Annotated in this window: 15 protein-coding genes; 5 read left to right on the top strand and 10 right to left on the bottom strand. The window is 65.2% G+C overall.

Annotated features, from left to right (window positions below; translation table 11 throughout):
• Positions 1-65: 65 nt before the first annotated feature.
• On the top strand, positions 66-707 hold the full coding sequence (locus tag QCE88_RS17775) for an HD domain-containing protein (protein ID WP_309904472.1): 642 nt from the start codon (positions 66-68) through the stop codon (positions 705-707).
• Between the two features lie 49 nt (positions 708-756).
• Positions 757-1341, top strand: a complete 585-nt coding sequence (locus QCE88_RS17770) for a carbonic anhydrase (protein ID WP_309904471.1) — start codon at positions 757-759, stop codon at positions 1339-1341.
• A gap of 17 nt (positions 1342-1358) precedes the next feature.
• Here the strand turns inward: QCE88_RS17770 and QCE88_RS17765 are convergent, their stop codons facing one another.
• Positions 1359-3005, bottom strand: a complete 1647-nt coding sequence (locus QCE88_RS17765) for an ATP-binding cassette domain-containing protein (protein WP_309904470.1) — start codon at positions 3003-3005, stop codon at positions 1359-1361.
• Positions 3006-3200: 195 nt separating this feature from the next.
• Here QCE88_RS17765 and QCE88_RS17760 point away from each other — a divergent pair, with 195 nt between their 5' ends.
• On the top strand, positions 3201-3719 hold the full coding sequence (locus QCE88_RS17760; protein ID WP_309906486.1) for a cytochrome P460 family protein: 519 nt from the start codon (positions 3201-3203) through the stop codon (positions 3717-3719).
• A 1-nt stretch (position 3720) separates the two neighbouring features.
• Here the strand turns inward: QCE88_RS17760 and QCE88_RS17755 are convergent, their stop codons facing one another.
• Both QCE88_RS17755 and QCE88_RS17750 read right to left on the bottom strand, forming a co-directional pair.
• A complete protein-coding gene (locus QCE88_RS17755; RefSeq protein ID WP_309904468.1) occupies positions 3721-4368 on the bottom strand; it encodes an isochorismatase family protein in 648 nt (215 codons plus the stop codon).
• Positions 4369-4692: 324 nt separating this feature from the next.
• Entirely contained in the window at positions 4693-4968 is a 276-nt protein-coding gene (locus QCE88_RS17750) for a hypothetical protein (RefSeq protein ID WP_309904466.1), read from the bottom strand.
• On the opposite strand from QCE88_RS17750, the gene QCE88_RS17745 reads away from it, so the two are divergent.
• The gene (locus QCE88_RS17745) at positions 4946-6886 is read left to right on the top strand and encodes a hypothetical protein (RefSeq protein WP_409018186.1); all 1941 of its coding nucleotides are present in this window, start codon (positions 4946-4948) and stop codon (positions 6884-6886) included. The two genes, QCE88_RS17750 and QCE88_RS17745, sit on opposite strands and share 23 nt — an antisense overlap.
• Positions 6887-6905: 19 nt before the next feature.
• Here the strand turns inward: QCE88_RS17745 and QCE88_RS17740 are convergent, their stop codons facing one another.
• Positions 6906-10457, bottom strand: a complete 3552-nt coding sequence (locus tag QCE88_RS17740; RefSeq protein WP_309904462.1) for an ABC transporter ATP-binding protein — start codon at positions 10455-10457, stop codon at positions 6906-6908.
• Between the two features lie 104 nt (positions 10458-10561).
• On the opposite strand from QCE88_RS17740, the gene QCE88_RS17735 reads away from it, so the two are divergent.
• Positions 10562-11530, top strand: a complete 969-nt coding sequence (locus tag QCE88_RS17735) for a LysR family transcriptional regulator (RefSeq protein ID WP_309904459.1) — start codon at positions 10562-10564, stop codon at positions 11528-11530.
• 150 nt (positions 11531-11680) lie between these two features.
• Here the strand turns inward: QCE88_RS17735 and QCE88_RS17730 are convergent, their stop codons facing one another.
• From QCE88_RS17730 to QCE88_RS17705, 6 genes are read right to left on the bottom strand one after another with little or no spacing between them, the layout of a single operon-like run.
• On the bottom strand, positions 11681-12658 hold the full coding sequence (locus QCE88_RS17730; protein ID WP_309904457.1) for a succinylglutamate desuccinylase/aspartoacylase family protein: 978 nt from the start codon (positions 12656-12658) through the stop codon (positions 11681-11683).
• Between the two features lie 57 nt (positions 12659-12715).
• Entirely contained in the window at positions 12716-13879 is a 1164-nt protein-coding gene (locus tag QCE88_RS17725) for an FAD-binding oxidoreductase (RefSeq protein ID WP_309904455.1), read from the bottom strand.
• A gap of 28 nt (positions 13880-13907) precedes the next feature.
• On the bottom strand, positions 13908-14972 hold the full coding sequence (locus tag QCE88_RS17720) for an oligopeptide/dipeptide ABC transporter ATP-binding protein (protein ID WP_309904453.1): 1065 nt from the start codon (positions 14970-14972) through the stop codon (positions 13908-13910).
• Positions 14969-16942 (bottom strand): dipeptide/oligopeptide/nickel ABC transporter permease/ATP-binding protein, encoded by a 1974-nt coding sequence (locus tag QCE88_RS17715; RefSeq protein WP_309904451.1) that lies wholly within the window; start codon positions 16940-16942, stop codon positions 14969-14971. Before QCE88_RS17715 ends, QCE88_RS17720 begins: the two co-directional genes overlap by 4 nt.
• A 31-nt stretch (positions 16943-16973) precedes the next feature.
• Positions 16974-17882 (bottom strand): ABC transporter permease, encoded by a 909-nt coding sequence (locus QCE88_RS17710; RefSeq protein WP_309904449.1) that lies wholly within the window; start codon positions 17880-17882, stop codon positions 16974-16976.
• 29 nt (positions 17883-17911) lie between these two features.
• Complete coding sequence (locus QCE88_RS17705; RefSeq protein ID WP_309904447.1) at positions 17912-19441, bottom strand: ABC transporter substrate-binding protein; 1530 nt, start codon at positions 19439-19441, stop codon at positions 17912-17914.
• Between the last annotated feature and the right edge of the window lie 111 nt (positions 19442-19552).

The following is a 19552-nucleotide window of genomic DNA, read 5'->3' as shown; positions in this document are numbered from 1 at the left end:
AACTACCCGGAGCACGACAGAATGACGGGCACGCAAAGCGTCGAGATTATCTTGTTGAGGATGCAATGGAAGAACCCGTCACGATCGGCGCATTCACCGCTCCGGATTCAGCACACACACGCCACGCCAGGGCGCTCGTCGAGCGGCTCCATTCGAAGGCGATGATGGCACATGTCCACCGCACCTGGTGGTTTGCGGAGTTTCTTGGACATAAACGCGGTTTGAAGTACGACCGCGAAGTGGTGTACCTCGCGTCGCTGTATCACGACCTGGGTCTGACTGAAGCCCATGGCGCGGATCAACGCTTCGAAGTCGATGGCGCTGACGCCGCCAGCCGGATCCTGCTCGCAACCGGTTATCCGAAAGCGAAGGCGGATCTCGTCTGGGACGGTATCGCCTTGCATTCCAGCGGCGGCATCGCCGAACGCAAGCAGCCGGAAATCGCCTTGATCTACCTCGGCGCGCATGTCGATGTATTCGGCATGTTCCTGGAGGACATCACGCCGTCTTTCGTGGATGACGTGCTGCAACTGTATCCCCGCGATGGCTTCAAGCTGGCGTTCCAGCAGGCGCTTGCCGAAGTCGCCCGCAAAAAACCTCACACAGCCATAGGCACGGGACTCGCGGATGTCGCACGGCGCCATGTGCATGGCTTCGACTGCCCCAACGTGTGCGATCTGATCGATCACGCACCCTTCGAAAGCTAGCCGTCACGCTTTCCAGCGCAACGCGCACATCACATTCAGGAGCAGCAGCATGGCAGCCCCGTACAGCGAATACGAATTCAGGACCCAGCCCTGGTTCGATCAGGACGATTTCAAAGGCTTCAATCAGGCCATTCCGATGAAAACGATGGTGATCTGCTGCTTCGACCCGCGTGCGAGCGAAGTCCCGCAGATCGTGGCCGAGCATTTCGGCGACGAGGTTTATCCCGGACAGAACATCCTGGACGAACAGGGCAACCGGGTCGGTCACACGCGCACGCTGTTCGCGGTGTACTGCGCGGCGGGACGCGCCGCGTCGGCGCTGCAATCCGTCGCGACCATGGACTATCTCTTCAACGTCCAGAAAGTCGTCGTGGTGCATCACTCCTTTTGCGGCGCGACAGGCTTCAGGCCCGACCAACTGATCGGCAAATTCAACACGTGTCATCACGCCGACATCTCGACCCTCTTCGATCACGACAGTCTCGCGATCATGAACTTCGAGGACTCGCTCAAGCACGATGTGAAGTTGCTGCGAGACAGCCCCGCCGTACCCAGGCACGTTCAGCTATACGGCTTCTTCTATGAGATGAACGGCGCCGATCTGATCGAAGTCGTGCGCGACGTTCCTGCCTGAGAGGCAGTCTGTCACGCTCAGGCGGCCTCCTCCCGCATCCGCCGTGCTTCTTCGCGCAGGAACTGCTGATAGTCGTCGAGATCGCCGTCGAAAGGCTCGACGCCGCCCTTGGTGACGAGCCAGAACTCGTCACAGACGGCGCGCAGCAGCGATCGATCGTGACTGACCAGCATCACCGTCCCTTCGAATTCGTTGAGCGCCATGCCCAAGGCTTCGCGCGTGGCGAGGTCGAGGTGGTTGGTCGGCTCGTCGAGCAGCAGCAAGTTGGGACGCTGCCACACGATCATGCACAGCACGAGCCGGGCCTTTTCGCCGCCGCTCATCGTGCCGACTGCCTGATGCACCGTGTCACCACTGAAGTTGAAGGTGCCGAGGAAAGTGCGGAGCGATTGTTCGGTGCCGCTCTGACCCGGGGCACGCAGTTGCGGCGGCGTGTCCTTGGCAAGACGGATCATGTGCTCCATCGGCGTGTCGAGCGGGCGCAGTACGTCCAGTTCCTGCTGCGCAAAGTAGCCGATGTTCAAGCCCTTGCCTTCGCTGATCTCGCCGGCGATCGGCGTCAGTTCGTGCGCCAGCGTCTTCACCAGGGTGGACTTGCCCTGCCCGTTGGCGCCGAGAATGCCGATGCGTTGTCCGGCCAGCACGGAGCGATTGATGCCGCGCACGATGATCGTTGGCGATGTGCCGTCCGCCGCGGGATAACCGAAGCTCGCCTCCGACATCGACAGCAACGGATTCGGGACGTTGAGCGGTTCCTTGAATTCGAACGTGAACTCGGCGTCGGCGAGCACGGGGGCAATCTTCTCCATGCGTTCAAGCGCCTTGACGCGGCTCTGCGCCTGTTTCGCCTTCGAGGCCTTGGCCTTGAAGCGGTCGATGAACTTTTGCAGGTGAGCGATCTTCTCCACCTGCTTCGCCATGGCGGCCTGCTGCAACTCGAGCTGCTCGGCGCGCATGTCTTCGAACTTGCTGTAATTGCCGCCGTAGCGCACGAGTTTCGCATTGTCGACGTGCACCGTCACCTGAGTCACCGCGTCGAGGAATTCGCGATCGTGGCTGATCACGACCAGGGTGCCCTGATAGCGCTTGAGCCATGCTTCCAGCCACACCAGCGCGTCGAGATCCAGGTGATTGGTCGGCTCGTCCAGCAGCAGCAGGTCGGACGGACACATGAGCGCGCGTGCCAGTTGCAGCCGCATGCGCCAGCCGCCGGAGAAGCTGTTGACCGGCAGTGCAAGCTGCGCAGCCGTGAAGCCCAGGCCCAGGATCAGCGCCTGGGCCCGTGCAGGGGCATCATGCGCACCCGCGTCATGCAAGGCCATGTAGGCGTGCGCCATGCGCATGCCGTCGTCGTCGGCTTCGGCGGCGGTGACTTCGGCCTGCGCGGCCAGCAACAGCGTGTCGCCTTCAATGACGAAGTCGGTCGCGCTCTGCTCGGTCTCCGGCATGTCCTGCGCAACCTGGCCCATCTTCCACGCAGCCGGAATGGAAAACTCGCCGCCGTCTTCATGCAGCGTGCCGTTGAGAAGACCGAAGAAGGACGACTTACCGGCGCCATTGCGGCCTACAAGACCGATCTTCTCGCCAGGAGTAAAAGTGACGGATGCGCGGTCGAGGACGACATTCACGCCGCGGCGGAGCGTGACATTACGGACGGAAATCATAGGAGGTTGCTTCGGAGAGGACAGGCATGATAGCCGACCGGGCGTACCGAGCGGTCACATTTCTTGAATTGCGACCTGTGATGGTCGGCGCTGCAGCATGAGTCGCAACCGGCGCCTGACCTTGACAAGGATGGATCGCAGGGCTAGCTTCGAACCGGCTCGAACGGTGCGCCCTCGATTCGGAGAACCCTCGTGATGACTCGACCCCTGATCGTGCTGGCGTTGATATCGACCTCGCTCTCCGCTTTATTTCCGCTATCGGGCACGGCTCAGGAGAGCACCTCGCCGGTGTTCGGCGTCGCGCTGCCTCCGGGCTATCGTGACTGGCAATTCATCAGCGTTGCGCACGAAGCCGGCACCAACAACGACATTCGCGGCATCCTCGGCAACGACATTGCGATGAAAGCACTGAAGGAGGGAAAGCTGCCCTTCCCGGACGGCTCCATCATCGTGCGGCTCGCCTACGAGTATGTTGCATCGGATCGAAACAATGCCATCTTCGGCCACGAACAGTCCTTTGTCGCAGGCGCACCCACCAACGTTCAGGTCGAGGTCAAGGACTCGAAGCGTTACGCGAGTACGGGCGGCTGGGGCTATGGGCAGTTCGAGAATGGCAAGGCCAATCCCAGCCTGAAGATCATCAATAGCTGCTTTGCGTGCCACGCAAAATTGCCAGCCGCCGCGGACCAGGTGTTCACGACCTATTCGAAGTAGATCAAGTCATTCTCGCGATGACCTCGGCAGTGGGCGCCACCTCGTGGGCGAGAAACGCGTAGTTGATCATCGCCGCCTTATAGCCATCTCCCCGCACGGGATGGCGAGGCCCCGCAGTCGCGTCGCTGACCACGCACACCTCGAAACCCTGTTCGAGCAGATCTCGCAAATGCGCCTCGACACACATGTTGGCGAGCATGCCGCCGAGGATCACGCGGCGCATGTTGCGCTTGCGCAGTTGCAGCACGAGGTCGTTGGTTTGCGGCCCGAAGACTTTGTGGGGACTCACGACCACGGTGCGGCCGTCATCGATATAGGGTTTGAATTCATCCACCCAGTCCGCGCCGGACCCCTGAAAACCCGAGAGATTCAACGCGCCTTCGCGTGAAAACGTACCGGTCGCGAACTCGTCTGCTTCCAGCGGACCGTTGAAGTTCCACGCACGATCGGTCGGATAGAAGTAATGCGGCGAGATGAAGACATTGAAGTTTGAAGCTTTCGCCGCTGCGAATATCTTCAGCATATTTTCAACGGTCTTGTTCTCCGTGACGCTTGCGCCTACGGCCCCCCAGTTTTTCCCGGAAGGACTCAAGACGTCGTTCTGCGGGTCGATGAAGACCACCGCCGTATCGCTTCGATCGATATTCATCACAAGGCCTTTTCACACAAGAGTTGAAGGGCAGCTCAGCCGTTCCCGTGATCAAGCGTGAACACGGGATGGGCGCTCCGGCAGCAATGATTCAGATCACATCTTCGAAGGAAAACGTTCGACGCTCCAGCGGGACAGGGAGCGGACCATACGCTGCAGGATCGGCCGACAGCAGCGGATGCGTATTCAGTTATAGCAAAGATTCCGTGGCTCGCCGCGGTCCGCATCCATGATCGATGAAGCAAGTTATCGCTTTGTCTTCGACGCAGGACATTCCCCGACCATGCGCGGTTCCGCCCGCCCATCCGGGAAAGCCCGACAGGGTTAATCACCCTTCAAGTTGCGAGGCGCGTCTCCGTAAACGAAAGCAGGCGTCAGACAATGGAAAGAAAATGCCGCGCGTGCGGTAAAAACAGCCCGTTCATTGTTCTGCACGTCGTGCCTCTGCTCTCCCACGTTCAACCGGCTTTCGATCTTGAAACCCACTCTCATCAGCGGCGCCGCGCTCACGGCCTTTTCCCTGTCTCTCGCCGCATGCGGCGGCGGCTCCGGCCCAACGACTTCCGGCGGCGTATACATGGGCCCGGTCGCGAATGCCATGGTGACGATCCATGAACTGTCCGCCGACGGCACGCCGTCCGACCGCCCGATTGCCAGCGCGACCACCGCTTCAGACGGCACCTTCGTCCTCAGACCGACACTGCGCTATCCGCTGCTGGTGCGCGTGAGGGGTGGCACCTATCAGGAAGAAGCGACCGGCTCGAACGCGACCATGACGAGTGAAATCGACGCGGTCTACCTGAATGCGCCCTCGCAGATGATCGTGTCAGCGTACTCGAATGCGATCGTTGCTGATGCGCGCGCGGCGGGCGGCCTCAGCGCCGACAATATCGCCGCCGCGATCGCGCGCGTGAACGCCTTCGCCGGCGACATCGACGTGCAACAGACTGCGCCTGTCTTCGTGCAACCCGGCGCCTCGACGGACATCACCGACGGCGCAAAGATGGCGCTCGCGCTCGGCGCGGAATCGCAAAGCCGCACGTCGGCGGGCCTATCCATCGCGGCCAGCACGATGAACATCGTCGCGCAGTCGGACAATGGCGAAACCCTCACGGATTGCCACGCCGGCGCGGGTGACACTGCCGCCGACGGCACCCTCGCCGCGCCCGCCAGCGGCAATTGCGCGATCACCGCCGGCGCCGCCGACTACGTCAAGGGCGCGCGCAACCGCTCGGGCATTGCGTCGCTCGCGGCATTGCGAAACGTGCTGCCTGGCAAGCCCGACGCGATCGCCGTCAGCGGCGCGGCGTGCAACGACCGCGACATCTTGCTCGCGCAGCATGGCGCGCTGTTCAGGACACGCCAGGATGAAGTCCAGGCGCAGACGGGCAACAACACGCACGGCGTGACCGCCGCCAACTGGAAAGACTTCGCGAACGGCGGATCATGGGGACCGCGCGCGGCCACCTATGGCGCGATCACCACGACCTCGTGCAGCAGCGACGTCGGCACATTCCAGCGTGAATTGCTGATGGCCGTCGAGAATTACTGGGTCGATCAGGGGCTCAACTACTGCCACCATCACGTCCCGGGCTGGACGCCGCCGCTCAAGTTCCGCAACTCGTCTCCCGGCAGCACGTCGGGTGGCAGCAGTTCAGGCATGACCTGCACCGCGTATCGCAACCGCGACCGGTCGCAAAGCCTGACGCCGCTGAAGCACGACGACACCAACTGGCAAGGTGTCGACTGCTCGGACTTCACCTCGTGGGTGTACAACTTCTCGGGCATCACGCACGCAGGCGGCAACCTGGAGAGCGGCATCGGCACGCAGGCCTGCTCGACCGGCGCGGATCCGGTGTCCACCTCGTCACAGGAGCAACCAGGCGTGCTGCTCGACATCAATCACGACAACGTGACGAGCATGCTCGCTTACCTGAAACCGGGCGATCTGCTGTACATCACGGCAACTTCCACGGTGCCGTCCGGCAGCCCGCTGTCGAACGTGGCGGGCGCAGCGACTGTCTCGCATGTCGTCACGTGGACCGGCAAGCGCTTCAACGATCTGCGCAATGGTCCGGAAGGCTGGCGTTTCGACCCGGCGCGTCTGGGCTCGGCGGATTCGCGTCTCGGCGGCGATCTCGCTTCATACCTGCCCTACCCGCCAGCCGAACTCGGCACCGGCCCCGGCGACGACAAGAACCCGTGGATGATCCTCGACAGCCACTATGCCGGCCCTGCTTATCGGCCGTTCGTCGCGGTGACGGCAAGCTCGAAAGGCGACTGGTACGGGCAGAATCTGTCGCACGTGCGCCGTATCATCGACGCCGATGCCGCGCGCTCGGATCCGGCGCTCGCATCGCTCGTGATCGAAGCGCACAGCACCGGCAACGGCGCCTTCGGCAAGGCCGTCACCTTGAGCTCGACGCTCGGCCGCGCGGGAAGTCACGCGCACCAGTGGATTTATCAGCGTCCGTCGGCCGGCGGCACGCCGCAGTGCTATCGGATGAACACGCAGTAAGGCCCGCTTGGGAGGCGCTTCACAACGCCACCGCGCTCGCCTGATGCGCGATCAGGCGGGCATACGCCCCTTGCCGCGCAAGCAGCTGATCGTGCCTTCCGGCTTCGATCACCCGACCGCTCTCGATCACCAGAATGGCATCCGCATTCCGGATGGTCGAGAGCCGGTGCGCGATGACAATGGACGTACGCTGCACCATCAACTCCTCCAGGGCCGCGCGAATCTGCTGCTCGCTGACGGTGTCGAGGTGCGATGTCGCTTCATCGAGAATCAGGATCGGCGCATCTTTCAGGAAGGCTCGCGCGATGGCAATGCGCTGACGCTGTCCGCCGGATAGCTGCACGCCGCGCTCGCCGACGCGCGTCGCCAGTCCTTCCGGCAAACGCTCGACGAAGTCCCCCAGCGCCGCACGCTGCAACGCGCGCCGCACATCCGCGTCCGAGGCATCGTTGCCCGCGAGGCGAATATTCGCTTCGAGCGTGTCGTTGAACAGATACGTATCCTGCGCGACCAGCGCAATGTGCTGTCGCAAGTCATCGAGCCTGAGCGCGCGCAGGTCGGTTCCGCCCAGCGTGATGGCGCCCTCTTGCGGATCCCAGAAGCGCAACAACAGATTCGCCACCGTCGACTTGCCCGCGCCCGATGCGCCGACGAGCGCAATCGTGCTGCCCGGCGACACGTCGAAGCTCATGCCGTCGATGGCCGGCACCGAGCGGCCGGGATACGTGAAGCGCGTGTGCTCGAAGCGCACGGTGGCGTCGGCGGGCATGCCGAGATGACCGTCGGTCACGGCCGCCGGCTCTTTCTCGATGGCGCGCAAGCGTCGTGTCGAAGCAATGGTGTCCGCGAGTTGACGCGCCACCTGGCCAATCTCGCCGACCGGCATGAACGCGGCGACCGCCACGAGCACCAGCAGCGGCAAGGTCTCGTGCGGAAACCAGCCACGCAGGCACAGCCAGCCGCCGAGCGCCGCGACCGCAAGCCCGCCGAGGCCGCTCGCGGCTTCCAGCGCAGCACTTTGCACCGACAGGTCGGCGAGCAGTCGGGCGCGCTTGCGTCGATACGCATCGACGTCGGCGCTGAAGGCCGCGCGCCGTTGCCCGAGCGCCTGGAATGCCGTCAGTTCCGCGAGCCCCTGAATCGTCTCCGTCAGATGCGCGCCCAGCTGTCCGAGGGCTTCGCGGGCCTCGGTGCCGAGCGTGTCGATATCGCGCCGCGCCAGCACCGGCGCCAGTCCCGCCCACAGCAGGAACGGCAGCAGGATCACGGCAAGCGGCCACGCTATGGCGGCAAGCAGCGCCAGTACGCCGAGCGGCACCAGCACGGCGACGAACGCCGGCGCGAGCGTATGCGCGTAGAAATACTCGATGGTCTCGACGTCCTGGGTCGCGAGCGCCACCAGATCGCCGGAGCGGCGGCGCAGCAGCCCGGCGGGCGCGAGCCGCTCCAGCCACGCATAGAGTGCGATGCGCATTTCAGCGAGCAGCCGGTACGCCATGTCGTGCGCAAACCAGGATTCCAGCCAATGCAACGCCGCGGCGAGCGGCGCGAGAATCGCGAGCGCGACGAGCATCGAAAAGAACGGCTGCCCGGTCGACACCTCCGCCACCACCATCGCGCCCACGATCCCCACGCCGATGAAGCCCAGCACCCGGCCCACGCCGCACAGCACGGTCAGCGCGACCTTCGGTTTCCACGGCGCGACGAAACGCAGCAGGGTGTGCAGGGTTTCGGGCCAGCCGATCTTCGCGGCGTCTTCGTCGAGGGCGCGCACCGGCAGGCCGGACGCGGCATGGGCGGCGGTTTTCGCAGGGGCCGCCAAAACACCCGCATCGCCCGCTTCGCCCGCGGCTTCCATCTGCGGCTGCATCAGCCGGCGATACGGCCCGTCCTGCCGGATCAGCGTGGCGTGCGTCCCCGCTTCGGCGACACGGCCATGGTCGAGCACGAGAATCCGGTCCGCGCCGATCACGCTGGAAAGCCGGTGCGCGAGAATCAGCGTCGTGCGGCCACGCGTGAGCCGGTCGAGCGCCTGCTGGATCAGCGCTTCGTTTTCCGCATCCACCGAGGAAAGCGCCTCGTCCAGCACGAGGATCGGCGCGTCGCGCAGCAGCGCACGCGCGATCGCGATGCGCTGGCGCTGTCCGCCCGACAGCATCAGTCCACGTTCGCCGATCCGGGTCGCGTAACCCGCCGGCAACGCCGAGATGAAGTCGTGGGCGTTCGCGGCGCGCGCGGCTTCGAACATGTCGGCATCGCTCGCGTCGGGGCGGCCGAGGCGCAGATTGTCCGCGATGGTGCCGTCGAACAGCGTCGCGTCCTGTGCGACCACCGCGATCATCGAGCGCACCTGCCCGGCGTCGAGCGAACGCACGTCATGGCCGCCGATGCGGATCGCGCCGTGCGCCGCATCGTGCTGCCGCAACAGCAGGCGCACGACCGTCGACTTGCCCGCGCCGCTCGGGCCGACGATCGCCACCTTCTCGCCCTCGCCGATCGTGAACGTCAGCCCCGCGTGGGCATCCACGCGGCGACCCGGATAAGAGAAGGTCACACCGTCGAACGCGATCTCGGGCTTGAGACCGTCGACGAGCGGCGCGGCATGGGCCGTTGGTTGCGCATTGCGCGCATCGAGCAAGGCGTGAATGGCATTCGCCGCCGACTGTCCGATCATCCCCTGATGCAACACGCCGCGCAGATCGCGCAGTGGCCGAAAGATCTCGCTACCCGCCATCAGCACGATGAGCAGCGCCTCCAGGCTCATCGCGCCATGCTGCACGCGCCATGCGCCGAGACCGATGGCCGCCGCCGCGCCGAGGCCAATGCCCAGGTCCGTGAACAGCCGCGTCAGCAGTCCCAGCGCGAGCACCCAGAACGTGCTGTCGGACAGCGCCCTGGCCTTGCGGGCAAGCTTCTCGCCGAACGCGCCGCTCTGGCCGAAAGCCTTGAGTGTCGGCAAGCCTTGCACGGCATCGAGGAATTCTTCGCCGAATGCCTTGAAGGCTCCGGCACGCGCGAGCGCCGCGCGCTTGTCGGCGCGATGAATGAGTTGCGGCAGGGCGAGCGTGACGAGCGCGGCAACCAGCAGTACGGAGGCCGTCGGCACGTCCCACCACGCCAGCACCGCGAAGATCATCACCGGCGCGCAGGCCGCGATCGCGAGTTGCGGCAGATAGGCGCCGAAGAAGGTCTGCAACTGCTCCACGCCGTCGACGACCGCGAGCATCACGCCGCCCGTGCGTTCCGCGCCGAACCAGGCCGGCCCGAGCGCCGCGATCTGGTCGAACAGCCGCTCACGCAGCCGGGCCTGAAGCTCGCCGGCCGTGCGCTGCGCGAGCGTCGCGCGGCAGTGTTCCAGCCACGCGCGCAGCAGCACGCAGAGCGCGGCCGCGCCGACCGCGAGCGCCAGGCTGCGCACCGGCGCGCCCGCGAATACCAGCGCCAGCACGCGCCCGAGAAACACGAAGCGCAGGATGCCCACGCCCATCGCGAGCAAGCCCAGCCCGATGGCCGCTGCTACCCGCCAGCGCAAACCCGCCATCATGGCCCACAGCCGCGCATCGAAATACATCGTTCTCTCCCCTGTCCGACAACGTTGCGACACCTTACGCGCGGCGCATGCGCGCGGCAAAAGATCATTTCTCATGGGGGTGTTGAATAACTTACACTACCCCCATGACCCGTCTTCCTCCGCTCAACACCCTGCGCGCTTTCGAAGCAGCCGTCCGGCTCGGGGGTTTCGCACGTGCGGCGGCGGAGTTGAACGTGTCGACCAGCGCGGTCAGTCATCAGATTCGCGCGCTGGAGGAAGCGCTGGGCGCGCGGCTGCTCGAACGCAGCACCGGTCTGGGCGGTATCCGTGTCACGCCTGCGGGCGCGCGGCTCTTGCCTGCCGCCAGCAGCGCGCTCTCGCTCATCAGCGATGCCTGCGACGATATTCGCGGCGCAGCGCGGCAACTGACCGTGTCGGCGAATGCGCCGTTCTCCTCGATGTGGCTAGCGCGGCGTCTTGCGGATTTCTCGTCCATGCATCCGCACTACCCGATCAACGCGGTCGTGCTCGATGGCGAACCGGACTTCGTGCGCACCGGCGTGGATCTGGCCATCGTCCACGTGCATGAAGGCAGCCTGAAACCGGACGACGACGTGCTGCTGCGCGAAACGGTGTTTCCGGTGTGCAGCCCCGAGATGTACCCGTTCGCGTCGAAGGCGGTGTGCCGCTGCCGCCTGCTGCAGGAGATGCACGAGGCAAGCCCGGAGATCGACTGGCGCAACTGGACCTCCGCGTTCACCTTGCCGGTCGATTTCGAGTCGAAGATCGTCCGCTACAGCAGCTTCAGCCAGGTGATCGGCGCGGCCGTGGGCGGTGCGGGCATTGCGCTGGGCCGCGCCCCGCTGATCGATTTCGAGTTGCGCAGCGGCCGTCTTGTCCCGCTCCTGCATGGCGGCGCGAAGCAGGCGTCGTGGCGCTTCGTGGTGCGGCGGAACCCGCACGAGCCGCATCCGCTTCTCGAACCCCTGATTCGTTTCCTGCATGCGGAAGCCGCGGCGATGACCGCTCACGGCACCGAGGACGTCATGACGACAACCCGCGTCCCGGCGAACGATGTCCCGTCCATGCATGCGGCTCAGGAAGGACTGTGAGAGCGCGGAGCACACCGTAGAAGCTTCTCTCGAAGCACGCTTTCGCCTCCGTCCGTAGCGGAGGCGAAGCGCATCTCCAGTCCAGCCCGCATGCCCACGCGACAGCGGGATGGCGGGATGGCGACCCGCCGCAGCCCCGCCTCCGCTGCGTCATGCCTGACGGCGCGGCGTCCCCGTATTGCCGACCAGCGCGCCCTGCCCGACGAATCCCAGCGTGCTCTGCCGCAGCACATGGCCGGGACGGCGCGCGACGACCTCTCGCGTGGCATAGGCGCCGTCGACCGAATGCATGAGCGCGACCACCTGCCCGGCGTCGACGAAGTCACGCAGCGCCACCGTATGCTCGATGACGCCTGCCACCGGCGCGAAATACTGGTTGTCATCGGTCACGTCGAGATGGATGGCGGGTGCGGGCTTCACCGCATCCGCATCCGCCGCCGCTTTCAAGACGCCATACGCGCGCAGCCCGCGTCGCAGGCCCGCCAGCATCAACTCCAGCTCGGACGCCGAGAGGCTCCCCCCGCCGCCTTCGATCTCGATCGAGGGTATGTTCGCAATCAGCGCCGCGCCGCATGACGTCGTGTCGACGACCGGCACATGCTGCACGTATGGATAGCCCCATGTCTCCATCAGGCCGTCCAGATCACGCTCTGTCATGCTGCATTGCCCGGCCGTCCAGCCGAATACCATCGGCACGACGATGCAGCCGCTCCCGCCCGCATGCACGTCGACCAGCAGGTCACAGTGCGGAAACAGCGCGTCATTCAGGAAGGCAGAGAGCCGCTGCGTCACCGAACCGTTCCGATCTCCCGGAAACGTGCGGTTCATGTTCAGCCCGTCTTTCACGGACACGCGCCGGCCGTCGTGCGCCGCCGGAAAATTCAGCGACGGGACGATGATCAGGCGGCCTGCGACATCCGTGGCATCGAGCGATGCAATCAGGCGGCGCAATACGATCTGAGGCTCGTATTCGTCGCCATGAATGCCGCCGCATACCACGACGGATGGCCCCGCGCCGTTCGTGATGCAGGTGAGGGTGTCGTCGCCGCTGTCCCGGCTACCGAGAGCACGTTCTGCCAGGCTGTACGTGTGCTTGCCCGGACGGTTCACATCCAATGTGTCATTCATGCGGTATCCTGATTTCCAAGCATGTTGTGCGAGCAGTCCATCCTGCTGCCTTCCCGTTTATCTGATGAAGCGCGCCGGGCTGAACGCGTCGAGCGCGGCCGGCTTCTCGCCGGTCAGCAGCCACTCCCTGAAGTAATGCGTGAAGCCGAGCGAGATCGCGAAGCCGTGTCCGCTCCAGGCAAAGCCGTAGATCGTGTTGCCCAGCGCGTGCGGCCTGTCGATGATCGGCACGCCGTCGAGCGCGACGGTATCGGTGCGCGACGCATCCACTTTGACGAACGACGAATCGTCGAGAAACGGCAGCGTGGAGATCGAATCCGTCAGGTTGATGGCCGTCGAACTCAGCGAGCCGTGCCACAGGTCCGGTTGGGTATAGCGCACCGACACGCCGCCCGACAGCATCAGGGTGCCGTCCGGAATCTGCTTGATCGCGAGACGCCGGTGCGCGTGGGACAGCAGATGGTTCACCTTCTTGCCGTGAGGGTTCGTCACATACATCATCTGCGGATGAATGTTCCACACCGGCATGATCTCGTTCGCCCCGAAAATCGGCTTGAGCAACGACAGGGCGCCCGCATTCGACAGGATCACCAGTTGCTCGCCCACCCGCACGATTTCCCCGCTATCGAGCTTGACGCCGGTCGCACTGCGGCCTTCGTGAACGATCCCGGTTACGAACGCCTTGCTGCGGATCAGCGCGCCTGCCTTCGCCGCTTCCTTCGCGAACTGGCGCGTGGCATAAGTGTGATCGCCGACGCCGTCTTTCGGGCAATAGAGCGCATGGCGCACGCCCTTGAACAACTCCGGTTCCTTGTCGAGCGTCGCTTCGCGCGACAGGATCTCGGTAGGCACGCCCATGGCGTTCTGAACCGCCGCGCGCGCCTCCATCTGGCCGAAGACCTCGTGTTCGCGCTGGCCGTACGGCAGGTCGTAGACTTGAAGGCCGCCCAGACGCCGATAGCCCACGCCGCCTTCAAAGCGGTTCTGGAAGTCCTGCCACAGATCGATTGCCTTCGCGACAATCGGCAATTCGCGCAGGTCGCGATTATTGGCCCGCACACCCCGCTCGCCCGGACCGCCCGATGCGCCGCTGGCGATTTCCGCGCCTTCGAGCAGCGTCACCTTCTTGCCGGCGACGGCAAGCTCGTACGCGAGACTCGCACCATAAATCCCTCCGCCGACGATCACGATATCGGCTACGCCATTGACTGTATTTGACATTGCTTTCGACCTTTCCTCGCTGTTGAATTCAGACGTGCTCGATGGATTCCGCGCCCGCGAAATGACACGTCACGACGGTGTGTTCCGTCGCGACCCGTCTGAGCTCGGGCGTGTGGTGTGCGCAGATGGCCGGAACGGCGGGGCCGTCGCCGTCGGGCGTGACGACGTCGCCGCCACGTTGCGCGAGCCTGCGCGCCGCGGGGCAACGCGTGTGGAAGGTGCATCCGCCCGGCAGCGCCAGCGGGCTCGGCACCGTGCCTTCCAGCGGGCCGTCGCATGGCTGGCCGCCGACGCTGCCATACACGGAGGCAAACAGGCTCCTGGTGTACGGATGCTGCGGGGTGCGGCATACCTGCGCGGCCTCGCCCTGCTCGACGAAGCGCCCGAGATACATCACGCCCACGGCGTCGGCCATATGACCGACGAGACTCAGGTCGTGCGTGATGATGAGATACGTCAGACCGAGTTCGCGCTGCAAGGACATCAGCAGGTTGACCACCTGCGCCTGCACGGAGACGTCGAGCGCGCTCACCGGCTCGTCGAGGATCAGCACGTCGGGCTCGCAGATGATCGCCCGCGCAATCGCGACGCGCTGCCGCTGACCGCCCGAGAGTTCGTGAGGAAAGCGCCCGGCAAACGAGGCGCCCAGCCCCACGCGGTTCAGCACCCGTGCAATCCTGGCTGACCGGTCGCTGGCGCCGTCGCCGAGCGCGTGGACCACGAGCGCCTCTTTCAGGATCTGCTCGACGGTCATGCGTGGATCGAGCGACGCGTGCGGGTCTTGCAGGACCATCTGCACGCGGCGCCGCATGCGTCGCAACTCGCCGCGCGTGCGTTTCGAGAGCGGTGCGCCGTCCAGCCAGACTTCGCCCGATGTCGGCGCGACCAGCCCGACCAGAAGGCGTGCGAGCGAGCTTTTCCCGGACCCGGATTCGCCGACCACCGCGAAACAACTGCCGCGCGGCACCTCGAAGCTGATGCCGTCCACCGCGCGCACCATGGCTGCGTCCTTGCCGCGAAAGAGCCTGGCTTGCACCGGAAAGTGCAGCTTGACATCGACGACGCGCAATACCGGATCATGCGGAGCGTTCATGCGGTTTCCTCGGCGAAATGACAGGCGACGATGACGCCGTCGACCGGCCGGGGCAGCGGGCGCGCCGTCCTGCATTCGCTGCGCGCCTTGCTGCGCGTGCAGCGCGGCTGAAACGGACAGCCGACGCCGGGCGCATCGAGCGACGGCGGCTCGCCTTCGATTGCGTTCAGCAAACGGCCCCGGGTGCCGTCGAGCGCGAGCGTGGAGCGCCGCAGCGCCACGGTATAGGGATGCAGCGGACCCGCGAACACGCGGCTCACCGTACCTCGCTCGACGATCTCTCCGGCATACATCACCGCGACGTCGTCGGCATGGCGCGCCACCATGCCCAGATCGTGCGTGACGATGACCGTCGTCATGCACGACGCGCCGGTCAGCTTGCGCAGCAAATCGAGGATCTGACGCTGGATGGTGACGTCGAGCGCGCTGGTGGGCTCGTCGGCGAGCAGGATCTGCGGACGTTGCGCCAGTGCGATCGCAATCACGATGCGCTGCTTCATGCCGCCCGAAAACTGATGGGGATACATGCGCAGCCGGCTCTCCGGCGCCGAGATGCCGACCTCAGCGAGCAACTCGATGCAACGCAGCCGCACGGCATCGCGTGACAGGTTCGTGCCCAGACGGACCGCCTCGGCGAGTTGCGCGCCGATCGTGAGCACCGGGTTGAGCGCGCTGCCCGCGTCCTGAAACACATAACCGATGGCAGCACGCCTGAGTTCGAGCAACGCTTCGTTGGAGAGCCGGGCCACGTCCTGTCCGGCTATCGACACGACGCCTTGCGCAATGCGCGCGCGATCCATCGGCAGCAAGGTGCCCAGCGTGCGCAGCAACGTGCTCTTGCCCGAGCCCGATTCACCGACGACCGCAAGCGTGCGGCCGCGTTGCGCGGTGAGATCGACCGAGCGGATGACGCGGCGGCGCATGCGGCCCGCCACGAAATCGACGCTCAGATCGCTTACCTGGACAGGCGCGGCATGCTCGCGCAAGTGCGCTGCTTGCGGCGGGTTCGCCAGCGCGTCCGCGTCCTTCCCTGCACGCGTGCGCAGTCGTTCAGCCAGCGTGCGTACCGAGGACTTCCTGGGCGCATGGCGCGCGGTCGGATCGAACACGACGCGCAAGGCCTCACCCAGCAGATTGAACGCGAGCGCGGCCAGTGCGAGGAACACGCCGGGAAAGGCCGCCATCCACGGCTGCGATTGCAGATAGGAGCGGCTGTCGCCGAGCATGGCGCCCCACTCCGGCGCGGGCGCCTGCACCCCCAGTCCGATGAAGCCGAGTCCTGACGCCGTCAGCAGCGTCGAGGCGAACAAGAGGCTGGACAGCGTCAGCACGGCGCCGCTGATATTCGGCAGCACGTGGCGCAGGATCAGCCGCAAGGGCCCGCAGCCGAGCGCGCGCGCGCCTTCCATATACGGTTCGGCGAGCACGCTCAAGGTCACCGCGCGCACGGTTCGCGCATAGACCGGAATGGACACGAGACCCACCGCGACGATCACGTTCTTCGTATCCGCGCCCAGCAGCGCCACGATGGCGAGCGCGAAGATGATGTCGGGAAAGCTCAGCATCACGTCGATGCCGCGCATGATCACCGTATCGGTCTTGCCGCGCTGACAGGCGGCGATGATGCCGAGCGGCACGCCGCACACCAGCGCGAGCGCCACGCCGCCCATGCCGATCGCAAGCGAAATCGACGCGCCGGTCAGCACGCGGCTGAAGATGTCGCGACCGAGCTGATCGGTGCCGAACCAGTGTGTGGCGGAGGGCGGCTGCAAGGTATCCGAGAAACTCTGCGCGAGCGGATCGAACGGCGCGAGCGAAGGTCCCAGCAGCGCCAGCAGCACGAAGCCGAGCGCCAGGGCGACGCCGATCACGCCCTTCGGCTGTGACAGGATCTGCCGCAGCAGCCTCAGGCGCATCCTGGCGCGAGGCGGGTTCGTCACCGCGCCCGACAGACCGGTCACGTTCGCCATGTTGCGCGCTCCTTGTGTTGGGGTGTCCATGTCAGCGGGTGCGAGGGTCGAGCCATTTCGTGATGCCGTCGGTGAGAAGGTTGATCACGAGGAAAAACACCGCGAACATCAGGATCGAATATTCGATCACCGGATAGTCGGCGGCCGATACCGCGTCCACCAGCAGACGTCCCACGCCTGGAATGCCGAACACGGTCTCGGTGACGACCGCGCCGCCGAGCATCGCGCCGAACTGCACGCCCGCCACGCTCACGGCCGCGACCAGCGAATTGCGCAGCGCGTGACGCACCATCACGCGCGAGGCCGACAGGCCCTTGGAGCGGGCAAGGTCCAGATAGTCGCGCGACATCACTTCGGACAGGCTCGTGGAGACCAGCTGGCTGAACATCGCGGCTGGACGCGTCGCCACTACGAGTATCGGCAGGATGAAATGCGCGGGGGTCGACGCGCCCGCTGCCGGCAGCCAGCCGAGCGACACCGCGAAGAGCCAGATGCACAGCAGCGCGAGCCAGTAGATCGGCATTGAAATGCCGGCTAATGTGACCACGGTGATGGCGACATCCAGCATCGAGCCGCGGTTGAGCGCGCTGAGCACGCCCGCGCCGATACCGAACAACAGCCCGACGACCAGGCCGCCCGCTGCGATGATCAACGTGTTCGGCAGGCGCTCGCGAATCTCCACGGCAACCGGACGCCGCGTCTGATACGACATCGCGTAAGCAGGCTCGTAGAGCCCGGCGACGAAATGCACGTAGCGCGCGAGCGGCGGCTTGTTCAGGCCCAGTTGCTCGCGAATGGCCTCGACGTCGCGCGTGGATGCCATCGAGCCGGCCAGGATGCGCGCCGGGTCACCCGGCATCAGATTGGCAAACGCGAACACCAGCACCGAGACCGCAACGAGCGTCATCAGCGAGGTCCCGAGACGGGCAAGCGATCTCATGAACATCTCCGGTCAGGAAACAGCCACGCTCACTTGAGTGCGGCGCGCTCGAAACTCATGGTCTCGTCGGGCCGCATGACGAAGCCCTGCACTTTTTTGCTGATGCCGTAGGCCTGCATCGGATACCAGAGGAACACGTACGGCCGCTCGTCCCAGATGATTTTCTGAATCTGGCCGTAGAGGTCTTTTTGCTGAGCCGGGTCGGTCGACTGGCGCCCTTCTTCCAGCAACTTGTCGACTTGCGGGTTGCTGAAGCCGCTCCGGTTGCTGTCCACGCCCGTGTGGAACAGGCGGTACAGCGTGTAGTCCATGCCCGCCGTGCCGCGCCCGACCATCGCGAAGTTGTCCTTGCGCGCGTCGACCGGCGAATTCACGATGACCGTCCAGCTCGCCCGGTCGATCACGTTCGCCTTGACCTTGACGCCGATCGCCGAAAACGAGCCCGCGAGCGCCTGGCAGATCTGCGCATCCTTCACATAGCGTCCGTTCGGACAGGTCAGCGTCAACGCAAGCTGGCCGGGCTTGATGCCTGCCTCCGCGAGCAGCGCCTGCGCCTTCTTCGGGTCGAAAGGAATCGGCGCGAAGGTGGTGCGGAGCGCGTCCTGCGTGCCGGGCCCGGGCATGCCCACCGACGGTGTCGCGAGCCCGCGCAGCAGACCCTTGATGATGCCCGCGCGATCGACCGCGAGGTTCAGCGCCTCGCGCACGCGCTTGTCGGCGAGCGGCCCGCGCAGCACCATCTCCAGGTTGAGCGAGAACATGTCCGGACCCGTCACCACGGTGGCATCCGGCAGATTCCTGATCGAGTCCATCGACTCGGCGGGTACGCGTTCGGCGATCTGCACGTCGCCGGTCTGCAACAGCGCCATGCGCGAACCGTCTTCCGGCGCGATCACGAACTCGATCGCGTCCAGTGTTGCGGGCGCAGGCCCGTTGTATTTCGGGTTGCGCACGAGCCGGTACGATTCGCCGCCGATGAACCGGTCGACGAGATACGGCCCGCTGCCGACCGGCTTGCGGCCGAATTCCGTGCCCGCTTCCGCGACCTGTTTGACATCGACGATCTTGGCGGGCGAACTCGCCAGCAACGTGAGGATGTGACCGTTCTTTTGCGCGAGGTGAAACACCACGGTATTGCTCGATGTGGCCTCCACCTTGCCCAGCGCGCCATAGAGGCCGCGATAGATCGAGCCGGTTGCCGGCGACAGCAAGCGTTCGAAGGAAGCCGCGACGGCGGCCGCGTCCAGCGGGCGGCCGTTGCTGAACACTCGCCCACGGGCAATGACGACCGTGAGCGTCAGTCCGTCGTCCGAATACGTGTACTGCTCGGCCAGATCCTTCTGCACGATGTCCTGGTCGTCGAAGCGGAACAGACCGTTGAAGACGAGCCGGTCCACGGTGTCGCCGGCGGGAAGGTCGTTGAAGGCGGGATCGAACGTGGTGGCGCCGGTGCCGAGCGCGACCCGCAACGTGTTGGCCGGCGCCGCGTGGGCATCGTGCGCGGCAAGGGACGAGATGACTACGAGTGCGAGCAAACAGGACGTCAGGTATCGCTTCACTGCGTTCTCCACGTTGGTGTGCAATGGGTCGAATCCGCACGCCAATATTGGAAAGTCATAATGCGGTCGTCAAATTCATATTGCTCGTAGGTCCATAACCTGAGGCTATGT

Origin of the sequence: Caballeronia sp. LZ035 (assembly GCF_031451175.1) — a bacterium.
Lineage (GTDB): Bacteria > Pseudomonadota > Gammaproteobacteria > Burkholderiales > Burkholderiaceae > Caballeronia.
The sequence above is the reverse complement of the archived record's forward strand: the minus strand, read 5'-3'. Positions and strand labels throughout refer to the sequence as shown.

Bases quoted from the DNA above. Each gene is read 5' to 3' on its own strand.
- QCE88_RS17775 (WP_309904472.1), top strand. From the start codon at position 66: ATGGAAGAACCCGTCACGATCGGCGCATTCACCGCTCCGGATTCAGCA.
- QCE88_RS17770 (WP_309904471.1), top strand. From the start codon at position 757: ATGGCAGCCCCGTACAGCGAATACGAATTCAGGACCCAGCCCTGGTTC.
- QCE88_RS17765 (WP_309904470.1), bottom strand. From the start codon at position 3,005: ATGATTTCCGTCCGTAATGTCACGCTCCGCCGCGGCGTGAATGTCGTC.
- QCE88_RS17760 (WP_309906486.1), top strand. From the start codon at position 3,201: ATGACTCGACCCCTGATCGTGCTGGCGTTGATATCGACCTCGCTCTCC.
- QCE88_RS17755 (WP_309904468.1), bottom strand. From the start codon at position 4,368: ATGAATATCGATCGAAGCGATACGGCGGTGGTCTTCATCGACCCGCAG.
- QCE88_RS17745 (WP_409018186.1), top strand. From the start codon at position 4,946: ATGGGCCCGGTCGCGAATGCCATGGTGACGATCCATGAACTGTCCGCC.
- QCE88_RS17750 (WP_309904466.1), bottom strand. From the start codon at position 4,968: ATGGCATTCGCGACCGGGCCCATGTATACGCCGCCGGAAGTCGTTGGG.
- QCE88_RS17740 (WP_309904462.1), bottom strand. From the start codon at position 10,457: ATGTATTTCGATGCGCGGCTGTGGGCCATGATGGCGGGTTTGCGCTGG.
- QCE88_RS17735 (WP_309904459.1), top strand. From the start codon at position 10,562: ATGACCCGTCTTCCTCCGCTCAACACCCTGCGCGCTTTCGAAGCAGCC.
- QCE88_RS17730 (WP_309904457.1), bottom strand. From the start codon at position 12,658: ATGAATGACACATTGGATGTGAACCGTCCGGGCAAGCACACGTACAGC.
- QCE88_RS17725 (WP_309904455.1), bottom strand. From the start codon at position 13,879: ATGTCAAATACAGTCAATGGCGTAGCCGATATCGTGATCGTCGGCGGA.
- QCE88_RS17720 (WP_309904453.1), bottom strand. From the start codon at position 14,972: ATGAACGCTCCGCATGATCCGGTATTGCGCGTCGTCGATGTCAAGCTG.
- QCE88_RS17715 (WP_309904451.1), bottom strand. From the start codon at position 16,942: ATGGCGAACGTGACCGGTCTGTCGGGCGCGGTGACGAACCCGCCTCGC.
- QCE88_RS17710 (WP_309904449.1), bottom strand. From the start codon at position 17,882: ATGAGATCGCTTGCCCGTCTCGGGACCTCGCTGATGACGCTCGTTGCG.